The organism is Robiginitalea sediminis (assembly GCF_002198115.1).
Taxonomy (GTDB): Bacteria; Bacteroidota; Bacteroidia; order Flavobacteriales; family Flavobacteriaceae; genus Robiginitalea; species Robiginitalea sediminis.
Genome location: NZ_NGNR01000001.1, coordinates 676097 through 695884, shown reverse-complemented (window position 1 = coordinate 695884; position 19788 = coordinate 676097). Strand labels below are relative to the sequence as shown.

Sequence of the window (19788 nt, the reverse complement as noted above, 5' to 3'; positions counted from 1 at the left end):
GCCGGCGAGCTATCACTTTCCTTTTTTGGCTGAACGCCTCCCAATTCTTTATCTTTAATCCCCTCTTCAAAACCCTCCCTCATGAATCGCATTTGCCTTCTTCTCGTTTCCCTTTTCGCAAGCTTTCAACTCCAAGCCCAGGACCGGATCACCGGGGCCCTTAATGCCACGCGGTCCGAAGTAATTGCCCAGCACGGGATGGTGGCCACCAGCCACCCCCTCGCTACGCAGGTTGGGCTGGATATCCTGAAAAAGGGCGGGTCGGCTATCGATGCTGCCATTGCCGCCAACGCGGCCCTGGGCCTTATGGAGCCTACCGGGTGCGGCATTGGGGGCGACTTGTTTGCCATCGTCTGGGATGCCAAGACCCAGCAGCTCTATGGGCTCAATGCCAGTGGGCGTTCGCCCAAAAGCCTGACGCTGGACTACTTTAAGAAAGAGGGAATGACGGAAATCCCCTCTCACGGGCCCCTGCCTGTGAGCGTACCCGGGGCGGTGAGCGGCTGGTTCGAGCTGCACGGTAAATTCGGGACGATGCCCATGGCGGAACTATTGGCCCCGGCCATCGACTATGCCGAGAATGGCTTTCCCCTGACCCAGCTCATTGCCTGGTATATGCAAAATACGGTGCCCTTCTTCATGCGACAGGGCTTCCCGAATATCAAAGAGACCTATATCGACCAAAACGGCGGGAAGCTGCCCAACGAGGGGGAAATCTATAAAAACCCCTTCCTGGCGAACACCTACCGGGCCATCGCCAAAGGGGGGCGGGATGCCTTCTATAAGGGGAAAATCGCCAAGACCATCGCCGACTTTATCCAGGCCCAGGGGGGCTTCCTCTCCCAGGAGGACCTGGCCAGCCATACGGCCGAATGGGTGACGCCGGTTTCCGTGAATTACCGGGGGTACGACGTCTGGGAACTCCCCCCCAACGGGCAGGGGATCGCCGCCCTGCAGATGCTGCAAATCCTGGAAGGGTACGACTTTTCCAACATCGAATTTGGCAGTGCGGAGCACCTCCATTTGTTTACCGAGGCCAAGAAACTCGCCTTTGAGGACCGGGCCAAATACTATGCAGATATGGATTTCGCCAAGGTCCCCATGGAAACCCTCCTTTCGGACACTTATGCGGACAACCGCCGCCAGCAGATCCGGGAGTGGGCCGGGGAGTACCAGGCCGGGGAAATCTCCGCCGGGGAAACCATCTACATGACGACTGCCGACCAGTATGGGAATATGGTCTCCCTGATCCAGAGCAATTACCGGGGGATGGGCTCCGGCATGGCGCCTCCCGGGCTCGGCTTTATGCTGCAGGACCGGGGGGAACTCTTCAGCCTTACCGAAGGCCAGGCCAATACGTATGAACCCGGCAAGCGTCCCTTCCACACCATCATCCCGGCCTTTATCACCAAGGACGGGACACCCTGGGTGAGCTTCGGGGTCATGGGCGGGGACTTTCAGCCCCAGGGCCACAGCCAGATCGTTATGAACCTCATCGACTTCGGCATGAACCTGCAGGAAGCCGGGGACGCCCCCCGTTGGGACCACACCGGCGGCTCCAGCCCCACCGGCGAGCGCGGGGGCCGGGGCATCGTCCGGGTCGAATCCGGCATCCCCTATGAAACCGTCCGCGGTTTGATGGACCGCCGCCACACCGTCCAATTCACCCGTGGATCCTACGGCGGGTACCAGGCCATAATGTGGGATGCCAAAAACAAGGTCTACCGTGGGGCTTCCGAGAGCCGGAAGGATGGGCAAGCGGCGGGCTATTAGGTTCCTCCGGAGGTTTAGTTCGCCGTGACACGTCACGGCTCACTTTTTATTCCCTTTCTTTTGCTGGTCCAAAAGAAAGGGAGAAAGAAAAAGACCTTTTTTCGAAGCATTCGATGCGATTTTTGCGGCCGCAAAACCGCGGCTGGCGCTGGTCGCTCCACGCTTTCCATTTGCTTCGCAAATCGCGATTCCGCTTACACCACCGCTATCGCTACCATGCTTCTAGAACCTTCCCCAATGCCGGCGCAGCCGGCAACCCCCCGAGGTGCAGCGTAAGGCTTTGGAAGCGTTAAGAAAGCAGGAAACCTTGGACTGCTTTTAGCTTCCAAAGCCTGGTTTTGCAGCAAAGGCTGCAAAAACGCCTAAGCGAGGGCGCCGTTTTCTTTGCTTCGTTTCTTTTGGGCGAGCAAAAGAAATGAAGAAAAGCGAGGCGGCATGCAATGCCGACGAGCCCTACTCTCTCTTTCAAGATAAAAACTACGTTAAAGTTCTGTCTATCTCCTTCTTCAAAAAATACCCCGTAACCACAGTAGCGAGCACATCTGCAATCGCAAAACTGGTCCACACCCCGATTTCGCCAAAGAAGTACGGCAGGGCCAGGATGAGGGGGATAAAGAAAAAACCCTGGCGGGTGAGGGTGAGCAGCAGGGCCGGGATGGCCTTGCCGATGGCCTGGAAATAGGCGGCGCCTATGAGCTGGATGGCAATGATGGGGGTGGCGGCAAAGACCCACCGCATGGCCGATGGGGTATGGGCCAGGACAAAGGCATTGTTGGCGGCTTCCTCCGGCGACATGTCTGGCCGGTCGCTCAGGAAGAGGCCTGCAATCTCCGCCGGAAAGGCCATGAGCACCACAAAGACCAGGGTGGCCACCAGGGCGGCGTATTTGATCGCGGTGTATATGGACTCCTTAACACGAGCATACTTATGGGCGCCGTAGTTGAAGCCCGCTATAGGCAGGAACCCCTGAGTAACCCCGAAGACGGGGAAGAGGGCGAACATGAGCATGCGACCTATGATGGCATAAACCGCCACCATGGGCTCCCCGCCCAATTCGAATAAGATGTTGTTAAGGATGAGATAGGTAACGGAGGTAACGGCCTGCCGCGCCAGGGTCACAAAGCCCAGCCCCCCGATTTCTTTCAAAATACCACCGTGCAGGGCCAGGTGGTGCCACCCGATTTTCAGCTCGGAATTTTTGGAAAAGAAGAACCAGAGGATGTAGAGAAAACACACCAGATAGCTCCCGGTGGTGGCCCAGGCGGCCCCGTGCATCCCCCAGTCGAAGACGTAGATAAACAGGTAGTCCAGCACCAGGTTCCCTACCGAAGGGATGATCATGGCGATCATGGCAAACTTGGGCTTGCCTTCTGCCCGGATAACCGTGTTGCCCATCATGCAGAGCGCCAGAAAGGGCACCCCGTACAGCACAATGGTATAGTACACCTTAGCCGGGGCAAAGATCCCCCCTTTGCCCCCGAAGGCCGGGATAAGCCCATCCACAAACCACAGCCCCAGCACCACCATGGATACGGTAATGAGGATGGTCAGGCTTATCTGGTTCCCGAAGGTTTTAAGCGCCTTTTCATCTTGGTTGGCCCCCAGGGCCCTGGAGATCACGCTACTTCCACCAATCCCGATGGCCATCCCCAGTGCCGCAATAAAAAACGAAACCGGCAGCACCACGTTGATGGCTGCAATGGCGATGGACCCGATCCAGTTCCCCACAAAAATGGTGTCTACCAGGATATTCAGGCTCATCACCAAAATGCCGATGGCCGCGGGCACCGCCTGCCGCACCAGCAGTGGCCCGATGGGCTCCGTTCCGAGTTGGTCTGAGGTTACTTTTGCCATGGATGGCGGCTAACGCCGCTTATTACGTCCCTCAAAGGTAGGGGTTCCATGGGTGAGAAAGAATGGAAAGAGAAGTAAAACTTTTGCGTATCCCGGAGGAACCCATAGTGCGCCACAGTTCTCAGAATTAACTACCTTAAACCTGTGAAAATCCTCCTCACCTCCATCGGCACCCGCGGCGACATGGAACCTTTTCTGGCCATTGCCGATATGCTGAAAGCCGCAGGGCATGAAACCGTTTGTCTGTTCCCGGAACAGTTCCGGCCCCTGGCCGAGGACGGGGGCCACACCTTTGAATCCCTGGGCCCGGAGTTTATGGACCTATTGGAAAGCCCCCTGGGCAAGATTGTGATGGGGGGAAGCGGCACCACCTGGCAGAAGGTCCGCTCGTATGCGAAAATGGCTAAGGTCTTTGCTCCCACGCGCAAGGTGCTGGCCGAGCGGCAGGCCGCCTGTATGGAGCGGCAACAGCCGGACAGGGTGGTCCACCATGCCAAGACCGTTTACAGCTTTGTCTGGGGGATGCTCAACCCCGGGAAGGTCACCCTGGTAAGCCCGGTGCCTTACATGCTCCACCCCACAGACCACCACAGCCACATCGCCTTTAACAAAAACTGGGGCAGGCGCCTGAACCGCGCCTCCTTTGGGCTGGCGAATTTCGGGTTGGTGAAGTCAATCCAATCCGACACCAAACGCATCGCGCTCCCGCTGAAATTGACCAGCAAAAATATTAAGGAAGTACTCCGCACCCAGCCTGCCATTTATACGATTTCCCCCGGGCTGTTTGCCCGCCCGCCCTACTGGGGAAGTCATGTACAGGTACTGGGCTACCAGGAGCGCAACAAGACCCTGAACTGGACCCCGGAGCCGGAGTTGGAGGCCTTTCTGGCCCGCCACTCCAGGGTTCTGCTCTTTACCTTTGGCAGCATGGTAAACCCGGACCCGGAGGGAAAAACCACCATCGTCCTGAAAACTCTGGAAGTCCTGGGAATCCCCACTATTATTAACACCGCTGGGGGAGGGCTGGTGCAGCCCGAACACTATAATACCGATCAGTTTTATTTTGTGGAAGGCATCCCCTACGACTGGGTACTGCCCCGCGTATATGCCATGGTCCACCACGGGGGCTCCGGCACCACCCACCTGGGCATTAAGTATGGCTGTGCCAGTATGATTGTCCCCCACATCATCGACCAGTTTATGTGGAACCGATTGCTGGCTGAAAAAGGCGTAGGTCCGAGAGGCCCCGGCATCACCAAAGTATCCGAAGCACGCCTGCGGCCGCTTATCCAGGATTTATGGGAGAACCCCGCCTACAAAAAACAGGCTGAAGCCCTGGCAGCGGAAATGGCCGGGGAGGACTTTGGGAAACAGATTGTAGACCGAATCATTAAAGTCTAATAGCTCACCGAGGTTGCACCTCGGTTCGCTTTATTATTGCCACTTTTTCCGGCGATAAAAAGTGGCCAAAAATCGCTTTCGGCTCAGTTCTGCCCCTTGAAATCTACGTCAGTTGTGCTGCCCGCCGCTTAAACTCCGCAACCTACGGTTGCTCCGTAAACGGCTCTCCTTCGTCGGCCGCACGCCTTCCTCGATTTACTACGTTCCAGAACTTATGCCGAGGTTTGAAAATACCTCGAAGCATGGTAGCCATAGCAGTGGCGCCAGCGTAATCTCTACCATGCTTGGGGCATCTTAACCCATGCCGGCGAAGCTGGCACCACCCCTTTTCGGCAGCAAAGGAAGGGAAGGGCGTTAGGATTCGGCGAAGCCCTGGAGGCGAATTAGCCCTGACCTTCCGGTTGGAATGCGAGAGCATTCCAATTGCCTCCCGAAAAGGTGCCCTTTCTTTTGGTTCGTTTTCTTTGGGCAAGCAAAGAAAATGAACAACGTTTGTGCGCTTTGGTAAAGCGTGATTTACTCTCCTCTCCTGGCGGCAACGCCGTCTTTGTGGCCACAACTATGATACGCATCATACGCCGCATAGGCTGCAGCATCGGCGCGTTTGTGGGCCTGGCGGGCGGCAAAGAGGGCCCGGCGCATGTAGTAGTGGACGTCGCCCAGGTTGCGGGCGGAAGAGGCTTTTTTGGCGTTGGTGTAGATCTCGTCGGCCAGGTCCCGGGCGTCAATGGCGGCGCTTTCGGCGTTTACCGAGTGGCTGATGACGGCATCGGTGCCACAGAGCTGGGCCCGGTGCTGGGCTTCGGCAGCCAGAGTAACGGCTTCCTGGGCAGCACTAAGGGCTTCCCCGGCCAGGAATTCGGCTTTTTTGGCGCTCTTGCGGCCTTCGGAGTACTTGGCGGCAAAGGCGGCCGCCTCGGCGTGGATTTTCAGGGAATCTGCCAGCTGGCTTACGCGCAGCTCGTAGTCCTTTACATCGGTGATTTCGCTCTTAAAGACTTCGCACTGGGCCTGGGCCACTCCGGCCCCCAGCAACACAAAGAAAACACCCGCCAAACGGGCCTTGATCACATTCGGGATTTCCATAACAACACTACAGTAGGTTCTTTCAGATTTGGGGTCTGAGCGATTGGGTTATGGGTATAACGCTGAAATGGGGTGGGGGATTGTGGGGGGAGGGCAATTCTTTACCCAAATAGCCTACTTAATACCATTTAGGAAAACCTCCATCTCCGCTTCCGACTTGGCGCTTAAATAATCCCTGGCGAAGAGTACGTTCCAATACAGGGGTCCGGAAACATCATCCTTGAGCTCTGGCCTGGAGTTGGTTCGCTCCAGATGTAACAGCAGTTCATTCAAGGCTTTTAAAACCCCATCCTTCGTCCAGGCCTCGATGTGTTGGGTCATCACAATGCGTTTGTCCTGATAGTCCCATTCCACAACGCGGATGTTGATTTGTTCCGATTTTTTCGTGGTTGTAGCCACGCAAAAAACCTCCGGTTTCCCGCAGCGGTAGAGGTACCGGCCAAAGCCGCAAATCTCCAGGCTTATCACCTCTTCTTCCTTGAGGTTACTCTCTTCCTTAAGCTCCCGCTTGGCGTGTATTTTACAGTAATCCTTAAAGCGAATATCGGACCCCCAATTGGCGTCGATATCGAAGGAGCCGGACCCTGCTGGGGCCAGCCTTCCGGTACTTTCGTTGCTCCGTTGGCCTTGCTTGAGGTACACGATTTTTTTATCGGAAGTAAAGAGCAACGCACTCGCGCCCAACTGGTTGGACAAACCCGATTCCGAAAGGGGTTTTACCTTTCTGTCCATCAGGAATTCCTCGCTTCGAAGATCCAGCAATAGGCTTCCATTTTTATAGACCATATAATTGGCCAGGGTATTGGAGAGCCGGTCCCGGAAATAGCTGGATTTTTGGAGGATGATGTCCCTCCCCTCCTGGATGCATGCCAGATCCAGTTCCGTCTTCATCCGCACCTTGGGGCTGTCGAAGGTTTCCTTATTAGCTCCTATCATCTTTAAAATGAAATAGGGCAAATTCTCCTTGATGGCATTGTGCACCTCATAGCGCTTGTTTTCCCATACAATGCGGTTTTCGCTCGTTTCCAAAAGCAGGTTAACCTGAGGATTGTAGAGGATGGATTGTACACCATCCCGACTGCTGGATAGATGCCAATCGTGGATTTGGTCGGTCCCTTCTAAATCCACATCCTTCTTTTCAATCAAGTTTAATTTTTTTGGATCGTAGTCATTTCGATAATTTTCAACGAATTTGAAAAAAAGGATTGTTGAGAGAATAAGACCTGCTAAAAACAGTGCAAATGAAAGGGCCTTTTGAGGCGTGGTTAAGGAGAATTCTTCCCAAAGAACCCATCCGATGATCCCCCCGACTATCATGGCCAGGTTTACAAATCCAATAAGGAAAAAATGCTTTAACCAGACCATTCGGTCAAACTTCCCCTTTACTTTCTTGCGGAAGAGTTCGAAGGTGTATTTGATATTGTTCAGGACTTCGAGCATGGTTGCACGGGAAAGATGACCTTGGTCTGTTTTCGCTAAAAGTAGCGTATTCGCGCGATACTATTTTCCTAGATCTCCCCTTCGGGAAGATAGCATATGCAGCTGCAACGTGAATCCAAGAGCGAATTTTCCTATCTTGTAGAGGTTCGTCTAGTTCCCCCAACCAAAAACAACCAACCACCATGTCTTCTAAACCGGGGGAAGATTCGGCCTTTTTCAATGTGCACACGCACATCTTTACTAAGGACCATGTTCCGGAACACATCGCGCGGCAATTTGTGCCCTGGCCGTTTTACAAGTGGATTAAAACGAGTTGGTTTGCCGAAAACCTAAAAGGGTTATATCAACATCCGGCCGATTATTTTACCTACACCCAAAGAAACCGAAGGTGGCGGGTATACCTGGCAAAAATCCGGGTAGTGCGAAATCCCATTTTGCGCTTCGGGAAGAACCTCATCCGTATCCTGGCCTGGGCCCTTTTTTTCTATTACTCCTATGCGTTTGTAAAGCCCTGGATCTCTAACACAGGGGTAAATGAACTCGTTGGAGGTGTTTTCAGCTTTGTGGAACCCTACCTCTACCAATTCGAAAACAGGTGGAATCTGTTTTTAATCCTTCTGGCGCTTTCCCTGATCTTTGACTTTATACGGGTTGGGCTGGGAAAGATTGGCCTCGTACTGCTGAAACGTCTTGTAGGGAAAGAGCGGATTGCCTTCATTTTGCGCTATCAGGAGATTATCCGCTTTGCCAACTACGAAAATCAGGGGAGTATTTTTGGAAGGCTTAAAGGACAGTACCCCCCGGATACCAAGTTTGTGGTACTTCCTATGGATATGGAATTTATGGAGGCCGGCCCGGTAAGAGAATCCTACCTGGAGCAGATGAATGCCCTGCTAAAACTACGAGCATCCCATAAAGAGACCTTATTCCCTTTCGTGTTTGTGGACCCCCGGCGGATTGCAACACAAGATCAGGAGCAGCCCTTCTTCGACTTCGATGCCACAAATCCGGAAAAGATCGAGCTAAAAGCGTGCATGCTCAAAACCTATTTGGAAGGTGGTGCGGTAGGCATCAAAATCTATCCGGCCTTAGGGTACTATCCCTTCGACAGGGAACTACTGCCGCTTTGGCTTTACTGTGCCCAGAATAGCATCCCTATAACCACGCATTGCTCGGTTGGGCCCATCTTTTATAGAGGCCCCAAAAAGAAAGAATGGGACCGACACCCCATCTTCGAAGAAGCTATTTGCAAGGATTGTAATAATGGTGACGCCAAGATGGAGCAGTTGCGCCTTCAGCAAGTCAAAAACAAAGACTTCCAGGCCAACTTCACCCACCCCTTGAACTATTGCTGCCTGTTGATGCCTGAATTTTTAATGCGGGTCCTGAACGTCTATGCAGACCCTAAATTGAACGCCCTTTTTGGTTATGCCGATGGGAAGCTGGAACGGGATTTATCCCACTTGAAGATCAACTTTGCACATTATGGCGGATCCGAAAACTGGGATGATTTCCTGGAAAAGGACCGGCAGCGAGAAGCCAACGAAGTGCTTTCCGATCCACAGCAAGGACTCCAATTAAGGGCAGATCTCTTGAATTATTCCAAACGCTATAATCATTGGCATTATACGGACTGGTTTAGCCTGATTACGTCTATGATTATCGAGTTCGAAAATATTTATTCCGACATCAGTTATACGGCCCACAACAATCAGTACCTCAGTCTGCTCTCCGAATTATTATCCCGGCCCAAAATCCAGGACCGGGTGCTCTTTGGGACGGACTTTTATGTGGTGCGGAACCATAAGACCGAGAAGGCGTATTGGATTGATATGAAGAATCTATTGCCTAACGATATTTGGAAACAAATATCCATTTATAATCCATCCAGCTTCTTGAATTTGACATAACTGGTTTATTAAATACCATAACTACAAACCCTTTTATGATGAAAAATAGAATCCTAATCCCTATTTGTTTTCTTTTCCTACTAACCCTTAGCGGATGTTTTATTGGTCGGCTTTTTCAGGATACCACAGTTAAAAGATATCGAACTGTAAAGCATAAAAGGAGTGACTCTAAACTAGTGGACATTTCAGTGTTTAGTTTCAAAGTTCAAAATCCCAAGCCAGAAGACAAAAGCAAGAATTTATGGGACTTAAAGGGAGAAGGCCAGGCCAAGCTTCTGGAAATTCTGGACAAAAAGAATGAATCTTCTGATGCGTTTCTTAAAGCCTTAGAAAAGGAATATTTAAAGCCAAAGAATAGCTTGATAAAGGATTATAGTACTCAAAATCTACGACTGGTGCTGTCTATTTCCAAAAAAAGGAATTATGAAAAGATCGGTGAAGAATTTTCGCTGGCAGACCGTATTGAGTATTTGAATATTGTGATTAAGAACACACATAGCGGAATTCATTTCACGAAATGGAACAAATTTGAAACGGAATATGGAACCCTAAATATTGGCGATGTAACCTTTAATGAATCTGTAACGCTTTCTGGAGGTTTGAATGCTTCACGAACTACCTCTAGAGCAAATTCAACTGCTGGCGAATCCGATTCGTCATCCAGCGGAGTAACTGCCGTGGTTACCCCGAGTGCAACAGTATCCGGCACTAATGGAATACAAGAGGTACAAAAACTTGGGTATCGCTACCTGGCTTTAAACGGGAAAATTAATAACGACACTTTGCTTCTTGAACAAGAAGGAATACGGGACATCGATTTAGCCGGGAACATAATTCTTGATGTTCAGATTAAATTCGATCGCTTGAGCATTGAAAAATTTTTTCAACTACAGGGCTTCGAAAGCACAAATTCATCTGGACAAAAAGTAAACAAAATTGAGGTGAGGTTACCTGAATACAGAAATCTTGAAAAGTCTATTGTTGCATTAGAGAAAGAAATCAGACTGCCCATTGAATATAGCTACATCTATAGGCATGTTTCAAATACCAAAGGAGCCAAAACTTTTTATGAATGGGATGATTGTGTGGAATACCTTGAAGGTTCAGCTAAAATTCCCGATATTCTAATTATGAAACAAGAGGATTATTTGCCTCAGATCTATTATGCGGGCATAGAAAACACTCCAAAGAATACTATAGGACTCTTTTTTAAAGATCAACTCAGCGGAGACTTTGACAACATTCAATCCTTGAGTGCTTCCGAATTGGGTGCTTTTGTAAAATACTTACAGCGGAAATCCATTGAAATGAATGGTGATGCAATAAAGGAGCCGATTAAATTCGAAAACTATGCTTTGGTTTCACAGGAGGAGAAGTTTTGGGGAACTAAGGAGTCAGTGATTCCCTTGACTTGGGAACATATTAAGGAGAAAAGAGATAAAATTTATATCCACTATGCCTTTGATTTTGATCAAAACCCAAGCAACCTGGTTCCGATGTTTTGAAAACCCCTAAAAAAATTATCCAGATTCCTTTAGGTTAAATTGGCGGCAGACCCAATTCTTGCAAATACTTATTATGTTCTGCTTTACTCTGAGCAATGCGCTTTTCAATATCAATTAATTTCTGATTTACCTCTTGAAGATCTATTTGCTTTTCAGGTTCAGCGGTACTGACGTAACGAGAGATATTCAGATTGTAACCATTCTTTTTGATCTCATCCATTGAGATCCTTTTAGAGTAACGATCCTCTTCTTTACGGAATTGATAGGTTTCTACAATTTTCTCTATATCATTTTCAGGCCCGTCATATTTATCATCCCGCAAAGTATTTTGACGTTTACCTTTCAAATAATGCTCGCTTGCATTTATGATTAATACATCGTCTTCTTTTTTACACTTCTTAAGTACTACTATACAAACAGGAATACCAGTAGAATAGAACAAGTTGGCTGGCAATCCAATCACTGCATCTATGTGATTGTCTTTAAGCAGCTTGGTTCTGATTTTCTCTTCTTGGCCCCCGCGAAATAGTACACCATGAGGCAGAATTATGGCCATTGTGCCTTCATTGCTCAAAAAGTGAAAGCCATGCAACAAGAAAGCAAAATCCGCAGCAGATTTTGGTGCTAAACCATAGCTTTTGAATCGGAAATCTTCTCCCATAGCCTCATTGGGCTCCCAGCGCAAGCTAAAGGGTGGATTTGCAACAATCGCATCAAATTCTATTTTCTTGGAAGGGTTCATTTCATTCAAAATGTCCCATTGATTTTTTAAGGTGTCACCATGGAAAATTTCAAACTCGGTGTCTTTGATGCCGTGCAAAAGCATGTTCATCCTTGCCAGGTTGTAGGTTGTGATGTTATTCTCCTGACCATAAATCTTACCAATCGTGCCTTTTTTATCAGTTTGCTTTTCAAGTTGAGTTTTAACATTCAAAAGCAATGAACCCGATCCGCAAGCAAAGTCTAAAACTTTGTCCAGTTTTTGTTTTGGACCTGAGGAAGGATCTTGGCTATCGAGAGTTACGATTTTGGAAAGTATGGTTGAAATCTGCTGCGGGGTATAAAACTCACCTGCTTTTTTTCCTGAACCTGCGGCAAACTGTCCAATTAAATATTCATAAGCATCTCCAAGCGTATCGGTGTCGGTGGAAAATTTCGAGATTCCTGTAGCAATTTTGCTAATAATTTTGCAAAGCCTTTTATTTCTCTCGCTGTGTGTTCGGCCAAGCTTTTCAGAATCTAGGTTAATTTCTGAAAATAGACCTTGAAAAGAATTCTCAAAGGATTCGTTCTCAATGTATCGAAAACCTTCAGACAAAACCCTGAGTAAATCTTGACTTTGGGTACGTGCTAACTCAGTAATGTGACTCCACAAATGCTCTGGTTTGATAACAAAATGGACTTTTCTGCGCATTTGTTTTTCAAACTCAGAAATATCAAATGGGTTGTTCCCATACCAAATACTAAGTGGAGATACTTGAACAATTATCTCCTCTGTTTCATTTGTGTCTTCATTGAATACGCGTTGTTTCTTCTCTTTGGGTAATGGGTAGTCTGATCCCAATTCCTTTTTAGCAGATTCTTCGTAATTGGCTGATAGATAGCGCAAAAACAAAAATGAAAGCATGTAATCACGGAATGAATCCGCATTCATTGCTCCACGCAAATCATCGGCAATTTTCCACAAAGTGGCACCTAGTTTATCTTGATTTTTCTGTGTCATATAAGTTTATGTTCTGGCTTAAACAATTTCTCAATTGCTTGAAATATCTCGGTTATAATCTCTTTATCCTTGTCATTTAAGAATGATGCTTTTTGATTGTAATACTCATGGGTTCTTGAGTTAATGACGTCTGTTTTCTCCTTTACATCTGATATACCCATCTTTTCTAAGGAATAGCTAAACCTTGGTTTGCCAAGAAAAGAACCAACAGTTTCTAACAACTGTCGAGTCAATGGAAAGTGGGAATAGTCAAGAGTGTCATTTTTGATTGCTTCGCTAAGTATATCTGCTAGCAACAAGTGATAAAAGAAGCTTCCCTTTTTAACCGACTTCAGTTTGTAGTCATCTTCGCTTTTCTCTAGTATTCGAAGGATATAATTATTCTTTTCTTCTCCCTTTTCATTTTTTACCTTGAACAAGGAACAATTATCGGCACTCCTTACCCAACTAGTTAAGGTATTGAACAAGCCAGCATGATGAGTTGTAAGTACAATTTTTGTGCTCGCAACTTTCTCCTTGAATAAGTCTAGAATTAATCGTGCTGTGTTAAATATGTTCTTGTCATCCAAACTGGAAACAGGATCATCTATAAAAATGTAATCCTTTTGATTTTCCACCAATTCATTTACTTCAAAAAGTGTCAGGAACCAACACCAAATAAAAATTCGTTCTTCACCCCTTGATATTTTGACATTAGTGTCTTCATCTTCGGGATAAAAGAAAGAAACAGATTTCCAACCTTTTTGAGGATTGTCATCCTTTACTAGATTAAATCTAAAGTCAAACTTTGTTGAGTAGTATTTGAGTTTGTTTTGAACATCAAGTTCCGTACCCATATATTGATGAAAGTCGCTAAGAGTGCTTGGCTTTATCAGAAGCTCTACTGCTTCATTATCCCAAGTGAAAAGGTCTTCACTGTAAGCGTTAAAGTACACTCCCCGATGTGAACCATCTTTTCTTTTTAAAGAATCCTTAAGATTAACGGATAAACGTGTTTTACCCGTTCCATTAAATGCATAAACCAAATGTATGTTCTCTGGTGCTTGAATGATAGTTGCTGTAACTTCTTGAAGCGTCATAATCACGTCAGTTTGATTTTTGGAAATAATCCTTGCATCAATCCCTTCTTATGTTCTTGCAATTCATCAATTTTCTTTTGCTGAGTAATTAGAAGCTCATCTAAAGCTGATAATGTAGAAGCGATTTTATCTTGCTCAGGAGGAGGAGGAATAAGGAAAGTAAATTCTCTGATTTGCTTTTGAGAAAGCATAGGAACAGCTGAAGATGTGCTGTTACGCATCACTTCTGCTTGAACTCGATTACCAATGAGGATGTAGTATAAAAACTTTGCGCTACATGTTATATCTCTCAAAAGCACCATGCTAGGATTTATGGTTGCCTTTCCAATTTCTTGATCAATGATTGCACAATCACCTAGAGTACCCCGTTGCGAAAAGATTATATGATTCATTTGGACCATAATTTCTGGGGACTCAAAATATTTCTCCCAACTGAGATAAGTTCGGTCAGATAGATCAAGTAATTGGTTTTGAATATTCTTACCACCAAGCACTAAAGCTCCTTCTCCTTCTTTTACTAAATCATTCTTCGTATATCCACGATATCCAATCCGTCCCTTAACCAGACAATTATCTTCTACAGTGGATGGTTCCCACTCCCCATCATTTTCAAACTCCGGAAAACGAACCTTTGGAAAGGTCTCGCCTTCCTGAGGGAATAGGTTTTGTAGCAAGCCCCTTTTGTGGTCTTTAAGTGCGTCCAGCTTATCGTTATGGGCGGCTATCAGCTCATCTAAAGAAGAAAGGCAGGAAACGATTTTTTGTTGTTCTGATGGTGAAGGAATATTTGTTTTAAGCGTCTTTAATTGGCGTGAATACAGATGTATAACAGAGATTCCTTGCGCATTCCGAGCTATTTCTTTTTTCTTGACACCATTTAGATAATAAGCCAGAAATACACCATTGATTTGTGGCCTAATAATATTTATATCACTCCCCAGAGCTATCCCATCTTTAAGAACACAAGAAGCTGTTGCAATATCGATTTGTGTTTCGCCTGAGGCCGGAATAAGGACATCATTTACTTCACTCAATACTAGATCACTTGGATCTAGATTTGTGTATGATACTACATCCCTTATAATTTCATTGTACTGGGTATATAATTCACCATATCTAATGCATGGTGTATTTCCATTTTCAAATATGTCTGATTTTGATATTCCTTTACCTTTTGAAAAAGTCGCAATATTTGCTAAGGTATCTTCTACCCAATCCCCATCATCTATAAACTCAGGAAATCGAAGTTCGGGTTTTAGTAGATATTTGATTTGATCGCTCATCTAAGCAATATTGAATTTCGGGAATAAGCCTTGCATCAATCCCTTTTTTTGTTGCTGCAATTGCTCAATAATATCTTGCTGGGCAATAATAAGCTCATCCACTGCCGAAAAACAGGAAGCGATTTTTTGTTGTTCTTTCGGTTTAGGAAGTTGAAGGTGGAACTTTCTTTGAGTTGTAATCGGCACTTGATTTCTAGTCGATTGTGACATCACTCTTTTATACTGAGCAACAAAAAATGGGCTTTCTAATGCATACCTTAAGAAGTCATTAATTAATGATTCATTATCACATCGGTAATAAGTTACTGTTGTACTAAGAATTACAAAAGGTAGGTCTGTAATAAGTTTTGCAACTGGACCAACTGTCGCATTATGAGCAAAAAGTACATCACCGTTTTTAGCTACTCCTTTTTTAAATTTCTTGGCTTTTTCAAGAGGTAAATGCTTACAGTACCTAAAGTCTACCGTCCCACTTATTAAGTCATTAGCAGTGAGATACGGCACACCATCTTCACTAAATTCATCTGCCCTTGGATATAATGCTCCATGATTTCCATCTAAATGACTGATAATTATTTTGTTATCTAATAAGTTCTGTATACTACTTTCAATCCACTCCCCATCCCCTTCAAACTCAGGAAAGCGTACCTTAGGCACGGTTTCGCCTTCTTGGGGGAAAAGGTTTTGCAGCAAGCTTTTTTTGTGGTCTTTGAGGGCGTCTAGCCTATCATTGTGAGCGGTTATCAACTCATCTAAAGAAGAAAGACAAGAGGCGATTTTTTGTTGTTCGCCTGGATTTGTGACAAAAGGTATCTTAAGGCTCAGTAAAGTTCCTTTTTGAATATTCGGCAACCCAGAGCCGACCCTTAGTCCCATTATTCTCGATTCATTTGCTTTCAGTAATTGATAGAAGAATTCCAAAAAAGTCGACTTTTTCAAGTCAATTTTATAACAGTGCCCACCTAGCCAAAACTTTGTAGTCATATAGCTCACAAATCCACAAGAATTCCCCCCTTCACTTATAGTTATGGTATTAGCTCCTGTATTGAACTTATCGGTAAATCCAGAAGGCGTAATCCCACCGTTGAGGCAAGGGTAAGTCCCTGATTCGGATAATTGAAGTCTGTTTAATTGCTTGCCTTTAATAACGTCCGCCACGTCTTCAAGATTCACATTTTGCCAACTTCCAAACTTCTCAAATTCAGGAAAACGTAACTCAGGTATCAATTTCATCTCCTTACTCATAAGCGGCTAATCCTGATATTTCACGCCCTTGGGCTAGTTTTTTTAATTGGGGCACCAAGTCTTCCATCAAGGCCAGTTCTTTGGTCCGGCGTTCTTTCCAACTCAATTCCAGTGGCTCCAGCAGATCGGTGAGTTTTTCACCGTCAAAAATCATTCGGCTCATGATCTTCTCTACAAATATTTTGAGATCTGCGGTTTGCAAGCCATGTTTGTTTGCTATGGCTCCCAGTTCTTTGTCGTACTTCTCTACTTTGTAGGTTTCAAAGTTTTGTTTCAGCTCTTCAGCCGTTTGCCCTTTCGTCCAATCTACCTGCTCAATAAAATCGGTCAGATCCTCTTCTTCATCCATCAGGTTGGCGTTGGATTTAAGCAAGCTTATCACCTGATATTTGGTCATTTTCTGTTTTGAAGGCTTCTTTTGGGTGCTGTCTGCAATCAGACTCATAATGTAATCATAATCAATTACCGCAGAGGCAAAGAGTACGAATTCAAAATCCAATTGCTGAATGTCGTCAGGAGCATCATCTCCTTCTTTTTGTTGAATTTCACGAAGTTGTTTGGCGGTTTCTAAGTAAGAGCTTCGGAACTCCTGAAGCGTATCCTTTGGCAAAATCGCTTCAATCTGCTCTTGCTGCCGTTCATCTAAATCCGTGTATTGGTCGAGTTGGGTTTTGAGGCGCTGTACTTCTTTGAAGTTTTTTACAAAGGCAATGCGAGCGGCATCGCCCTTTAGATTGTAGACGTCTTGTGGTTTATTTACAAGATTATGCTCCTGCATAAACGCCCCGAGTTTTGCTACCGCTTCCTGGTATTTGTCAATCACTACAGGAGCAGGATCTACCATCCAAATTTCCTTGGCTTGGCCGCTTTCTTCTCCAGAGAATAGGGTTATAGCCTGGTTTACGGCTTCTTTTTGCGAACGGAAATCCAAAATATTGCCGTAAGGCTTGGTATCGTTTAGTACACGGTTCGTACGTGAAAAGGCCTGAATCAGTCCGTGGTATTTCAAGTTCTTATCCACATACAAGGTGTTCAGGTACTTACTGTCAAAACCGGTGAGAAGCATATCCACCACAATGGTGATGTCGATCTTGTTCTTGTGCGGATAGTCCTTGTTGCTGTACTTCTGATTTTTAATGCGACTTTGCACATCCTGATAGTACAGGTCAAAATTGTTGATGTCGTGATTGGTGTCGAATTGCTTATTGTAGTCCGCAATGATTTCCTTCAAAGCTGCTTTTTTTTCTGCAGGATTTTGCTTATTGTCTTCTTTTTCCTGTGGTAAATCTTCCTGAATCTGCTGAACGTCTTTATTACCTTCGGCAGGCGGTGAAAAAACACAGGCTATATTCAGCTTTTGGAAATTTTCATCGTTTAGCAGTCGATCATTTTGCCACTTATGGATTAAATCATAATACGCGATGGCATCATTAATTGAGGCCGTTGCGAATAGTGCATTGAACCGTTTGCTATTGGTGGCTTGGTTATGTACATCTATTATTTTTTCGACAACACCAACTTTATGAACATCCCCCCCAATTTTATATACGCCTTTCGGTTTATAGTAATCAATATGAAAGCGCAATACATTTTTGTCTTCGATAGCATGTGTTATGGTATATTTTGGCAACTCATGCTGAAAAATACTTTTGGTTGTTTTTAGCGTTTTTTCTTCTCCATTCACTACATAGTACGTCGCATTTTCTTCAAAAATCGGAGTACCCGTAAATCCAAAAAGCTGGGCATTCGGGAAGAATTCTTTTATGGCTTTGTGGTTCTCTCCAAACTGAGAACGGTGGCATTCATCAAATATGAAAACCACACGTTTCTTACTCAATGGCTCGAGCCGTTCTTTATAATTCCTCTTGTTAGTCCCATCTAAAGCCAAGCCCAGTTTTTGAATTGTAGTGACAATTACTTTGTCGGCATAATCTGTAGAAAGTAGTCTCCGCACCAAGGTTTCGGTATTGGTGTTCTCTTCCACACTGCCTTCCTGAAATTTGTTGAACTCTTCTCGGGTTTGGCGATCTAGATCTTTTCTGTCTACAACAAACAAACACTTTTCAATGTCCGGGTTGTCCTTAAGGAGCGTTGAAGCTTTGAAAGAAGTCAAAGTTTTTCCACTTCCCGTGGTATGCCAGATATAACCATTGCCGCGATTCTGCCTTACACAGGCGTCTATAGCCTGCACGGCATAGATTTGATAAGGACGCATCACCAAAAGCTTTTGTTCCGTTTCAACCAACACCATATACTTGCTAACCATCTCCCCCAAGGTGCACTTTCTGAGGAAGTGCTCTGTGAAATCGACAAGGTGCTTTATTTTTTTGTTATTCTTATCCGCTAAATGGTAAACCGGCAGGAATTGCTCGTCTGCATTGAATTGAAAATGTTGTTTCTTATTGTTTGCGAAATAGATAGTATTAGTTCGGTTACTAACTATAAACAACTGCATATAGCACATCAATGAATTACCATAGCCATTGCCAGGTTCGTTTTTATAGTCCACTATTTGCTGCATGGCCTTACGTGGAGAAATATCGAGACGCTTCAGCTCTATCTGCACAATTGGCAAGCCATTAATTAGAAGGATAATATCGTATCTCTGGTTACTGTTTTCCGTGTTCATTCGCAACTGATTAATGACTTCATAGTCATTTTTACACCAGTCCTTATGGTTCACCAAAGTGTAATGCAAAGGCGTTCCGTCTTCACGTTGAAAATACTGTTGTTCCCGAAGCTTTTTAGACGCTTTGAATACATCGGGTTCAATAATTTGTTCACGTAACCGGATAAACTCGCTATCTGACAAACGCACCCGATTGAGTGCCTCAAATTTGGTTCTGAAATTTTGCTCCAATGCTTTTCTATCCGTTATGTCTGGGCGATACGCATATTTCAACCCTTGAAGCTGTTCTATTAATTGAGTTTCTATTTGAGATTCCTTTGTCATGAAGTTGTTAAATCAGAAGCTTGCCTTCTATACATAAATGGCTACCCCACTAAGTTAATACACGTAGCTATACTTCCCATAGAATTAAAAAGACCAGACATCACTGGCCCTTTACACTAGATATGTTGACATAATAGGCGTCAATTCTATTTTTCTCTGAAAATACCGTTTAAAATGTACCCCACTAACAGGTTTCTGAAACTCCCTAAACCTCTTTCACAAAATCTGATTTTCATAGCTTACATATTACAGTTATTTCCAGAGCTGTTAATTTTTCCAAGTCCTTATGGTGTTCAAAATATACAACGATTCTGGTGGAGCCCCACTGAGGAAACCCGTAAGGAATCTTGTATTAAAAATTTTAGATTGATTTTAATTAGATGGGGTTCTTCAACCAATTATTTTGGATGTATCTAAATATTGTGAGTTTGAGCGCTTAGGGCAAGAAGTTTCAATCCGTAAACGCTCCACCACCATTTTAGCAAGGAAATTCTCCAATCGAATGCAGTGTTTATAAACTGAATAAGCAAGCGATT

The 19788-nt window shown here is 45.5% G+C and carries 12 protein-coding genes; 4 read left to right on the top strand and 8 right to left on the bottom strand.

The window, feature by feature from the left end:
- Positions 1–81: 81 nt before the first annotated feature.
- The gene (gene ggt / locus CA832_RS03075) at positions 82–1773 is read left to right on the top strand and encodes a gamma-glutamyltransferase (protein WP_088340085.1); all 1692 of its coding nucleotides are present in this window, start codon (positions 82–84) and stop codon (positions 1771–1773) included.
- Positions 1774–2250: 477 nt separating this feature from the next.
- Here ggt and CA832_RS03070 read toward each other — a convergent pair whose 3' ends face one another.
- Positions 2251–3627, bottom strand: a complete 1377-nt coding sequence (locus CA832_RS03070) for an MATE family efflux transporter (RefSeq protein ID WP_088340084.1) — start codon at positions 3625–3627, stop codon at positions 2251–2253.
- A 144-nt stretch (positions 3628–3771) separates the two neighbouring features.
- Between CA832_RS03070 and CA832_RS03065 the strand changes: the two genes are divergently transcribed.
- Entirely contained in the window at positions 3772–5028 is a 1257-nt protein-coding gene (locus CA832_RS03065; RefSeq protein WP_088340083.1) for a glycosyltransferase, read from the top strand.
- Between the two features lie 516 nt (positions 5029–5544).
- Here CA832_RS03065 and CA832_RS03060 read toward each other — a convergent pair.
- On the bottom strand, positions 5545–6114 hold the full coding sequence (locus tag CA832_RS03060; RefSeq protein ID WP_088340082.1) for a hypothetical protein: 570 nt from the start codon (positions 6112–6114) through the stop codon (positions 5545–5547).
- Positions 6115–6228: 114 nt separating this feature from the next.
- Complete coding sequence (locus tag CA832_RS03055) at positions 6229–7260, bottom strand: hypothetical protein (protein WP_143542324.1); 1032 nt, start codon at positions 7258–7260, stop codon at positions 6229–6231.
- Positions 7261–7736: 476 nt separating this feature from the next.
- Between CA832_RS03055 and CA832_RS03050 the strand changes: the two genes are divergently transcribed.
- Both CA832_RS03050 and CA832_RS03045 read left to right on the top strand, forming a co-directional pair.
- Positions 7737–9464 carry an amidohydrolase family protein gene (locus CA832_RS03050; protein ID WP_088340080.1) on the top strand — a complete coding sequence of 576 codons (1728 nt, stop codon included), beginning with the start codon at positions 7737–7739 and terminating at the stop codon, positions 9462–9464.
- A gap of 38 nt (positions 9465–9502) precedes the next feature.
- A complete protein-coding gene (locus tag CA832_RS03045) occupies positions 9503–10969 on the top strand; it encodes a hypothetical protein (RefSeq protein ID WP_088340079.1) in 1467 nt (488 codons plus the stop codon).
- Between the two features lie 34 nt (positions 10970–11003).
- Here the strand turns inward: CA832_RS03045 and CA832_RS03040 are convergent, their stop codons facing one another.
- From CA832_RS03040 to CA832_RS03020, 5 genes are read right to left on the bottom strand one after another with little or no spacing between them, the layout of a single operon-like run.
- Positions 11004–12692, bottom strand: a complete 1689-nt coding sequence (locus CA832_RS03040; RefSeq protein ID WP_088340078.1) for a type I restriction-modification system subunit M — start codon at positions 12690–12692, stop codon at positions 11004–11006.
- Positions 12689–13771, bottom strand: coding sequence for an AAA family ATPase (locus CA832_RS03035; protein WP_088340077.1), 1083 nt, complete (start codon positions 13769–13771; stop codon positions 12689–12691). The genes CA832_RS03040 and CA832_RS03035 overlap by 4 nt, the downstream gene beginning before the upstream one ends.
- 2 nt (positions 13772–13773) lie before the next feature.
- On the bottom strand, positions 13774–15054 hold the full coding sequence (locus CA832_RS03030) for a restriction endonuclease subunit S (RefSeq protein WP_088340076.1): 1281 nt from the start codon (positions 15052–15054) through the stop codon (positions 13774–13776).
- A complete protein-coding gene (locus CA832_RS03025; protein WP_088340075.1) occupies positions 15055–16299 on the bottom strand; it encodes a restriction endonuclease subunit S in 1245 nt (414 codons plus the stop codon).
- Complete coding sequence (locus tag CA832_RS03020; RefSeq protein ID WP_088340074.1) at positions 16292–19252, bottom strand: type I restriction endonuclease subunit R; 2961 nt, start codon at positions 19250–19252, stop codon at positions 16292–16294. Before CA832_RS03020 ends, CA832_RS03025 begins: the two co-directional genes overlap by 8 nt.
- Positions 19253–19788: the final 536 nt, after the last annotated feature.

Bases quoted from the DNA above. Each gene is read 5' to 3' on its own strand.
- ggt (WP_088340085.1), top strand. From the start codon at position 82: ATGAATCGCATTTGCCTTCTTCTCGTTTCCCTTTTCGCAAGCTTTCAA.
- CA832_RS03070 (WP_088340084.1), bottom strand. From the start codon at position 3,627: ATGGCAAAAGTAACCTCAGACCAACTCGGAACGGAGCCCATCGGGCCA.
- CA832_RS03060 (WP_088340082.1), bottom strand. From the start codon at position 6,114: ATGGAAATCCCGAATGTGATCAAGGCCCGTTTGGCGGGTGTTTTCTTT.
- CA832_RS03050 (WP_088340080.1), top strand. From the start codon at position 7,737: ATGTCTTCTAAACCGGGGGAAGATTCGGCCTTTTTCAATGTGCACACG.
- CA832_RS03045 (WP_088340079.1), top strand. From the start codon at position 9,503: ATGAAAAATAGAATCCTAATCCCTATTTGTTTTCTTTTCCTACTAACC.
- CA832_RS03040 (WP_088340078.1), bottom strand. From the start codon at position 12,692: ATGACACAGAAAAATCAAGATAAACTAGGTGCCACTTTGTGGAAAATT.
- CA832_RS03035 (WP_088340077.1), bottom strand. From the start codon at position 13,771: ATGACGCTTCAAGAAGTTACAGCAACTATCATTCAAGCACCAGAGAAC.
- CA832_RS03030 (WP_088340076.1), bottom strand. From the start codon at position 15,054: ATGAGCGATCAAATCAAATATCTACTAAAACCCGAACTTCGATTTCCT.
- CA832_RS03025 (WP_088340075.1), bottom strand. From the start codon at position 16,299: ATGAGTAAGGAGATGAAATTGATACCTGAGTTACGTTTTCCTGAATTT.
- CA832_RS03020 (WP_088340074.1), bottom strand. From the start codon at position 19,252: ATGACAAAGGAATCTCAAATAGAAACTCAATTAATAGAACAGCTTCAA.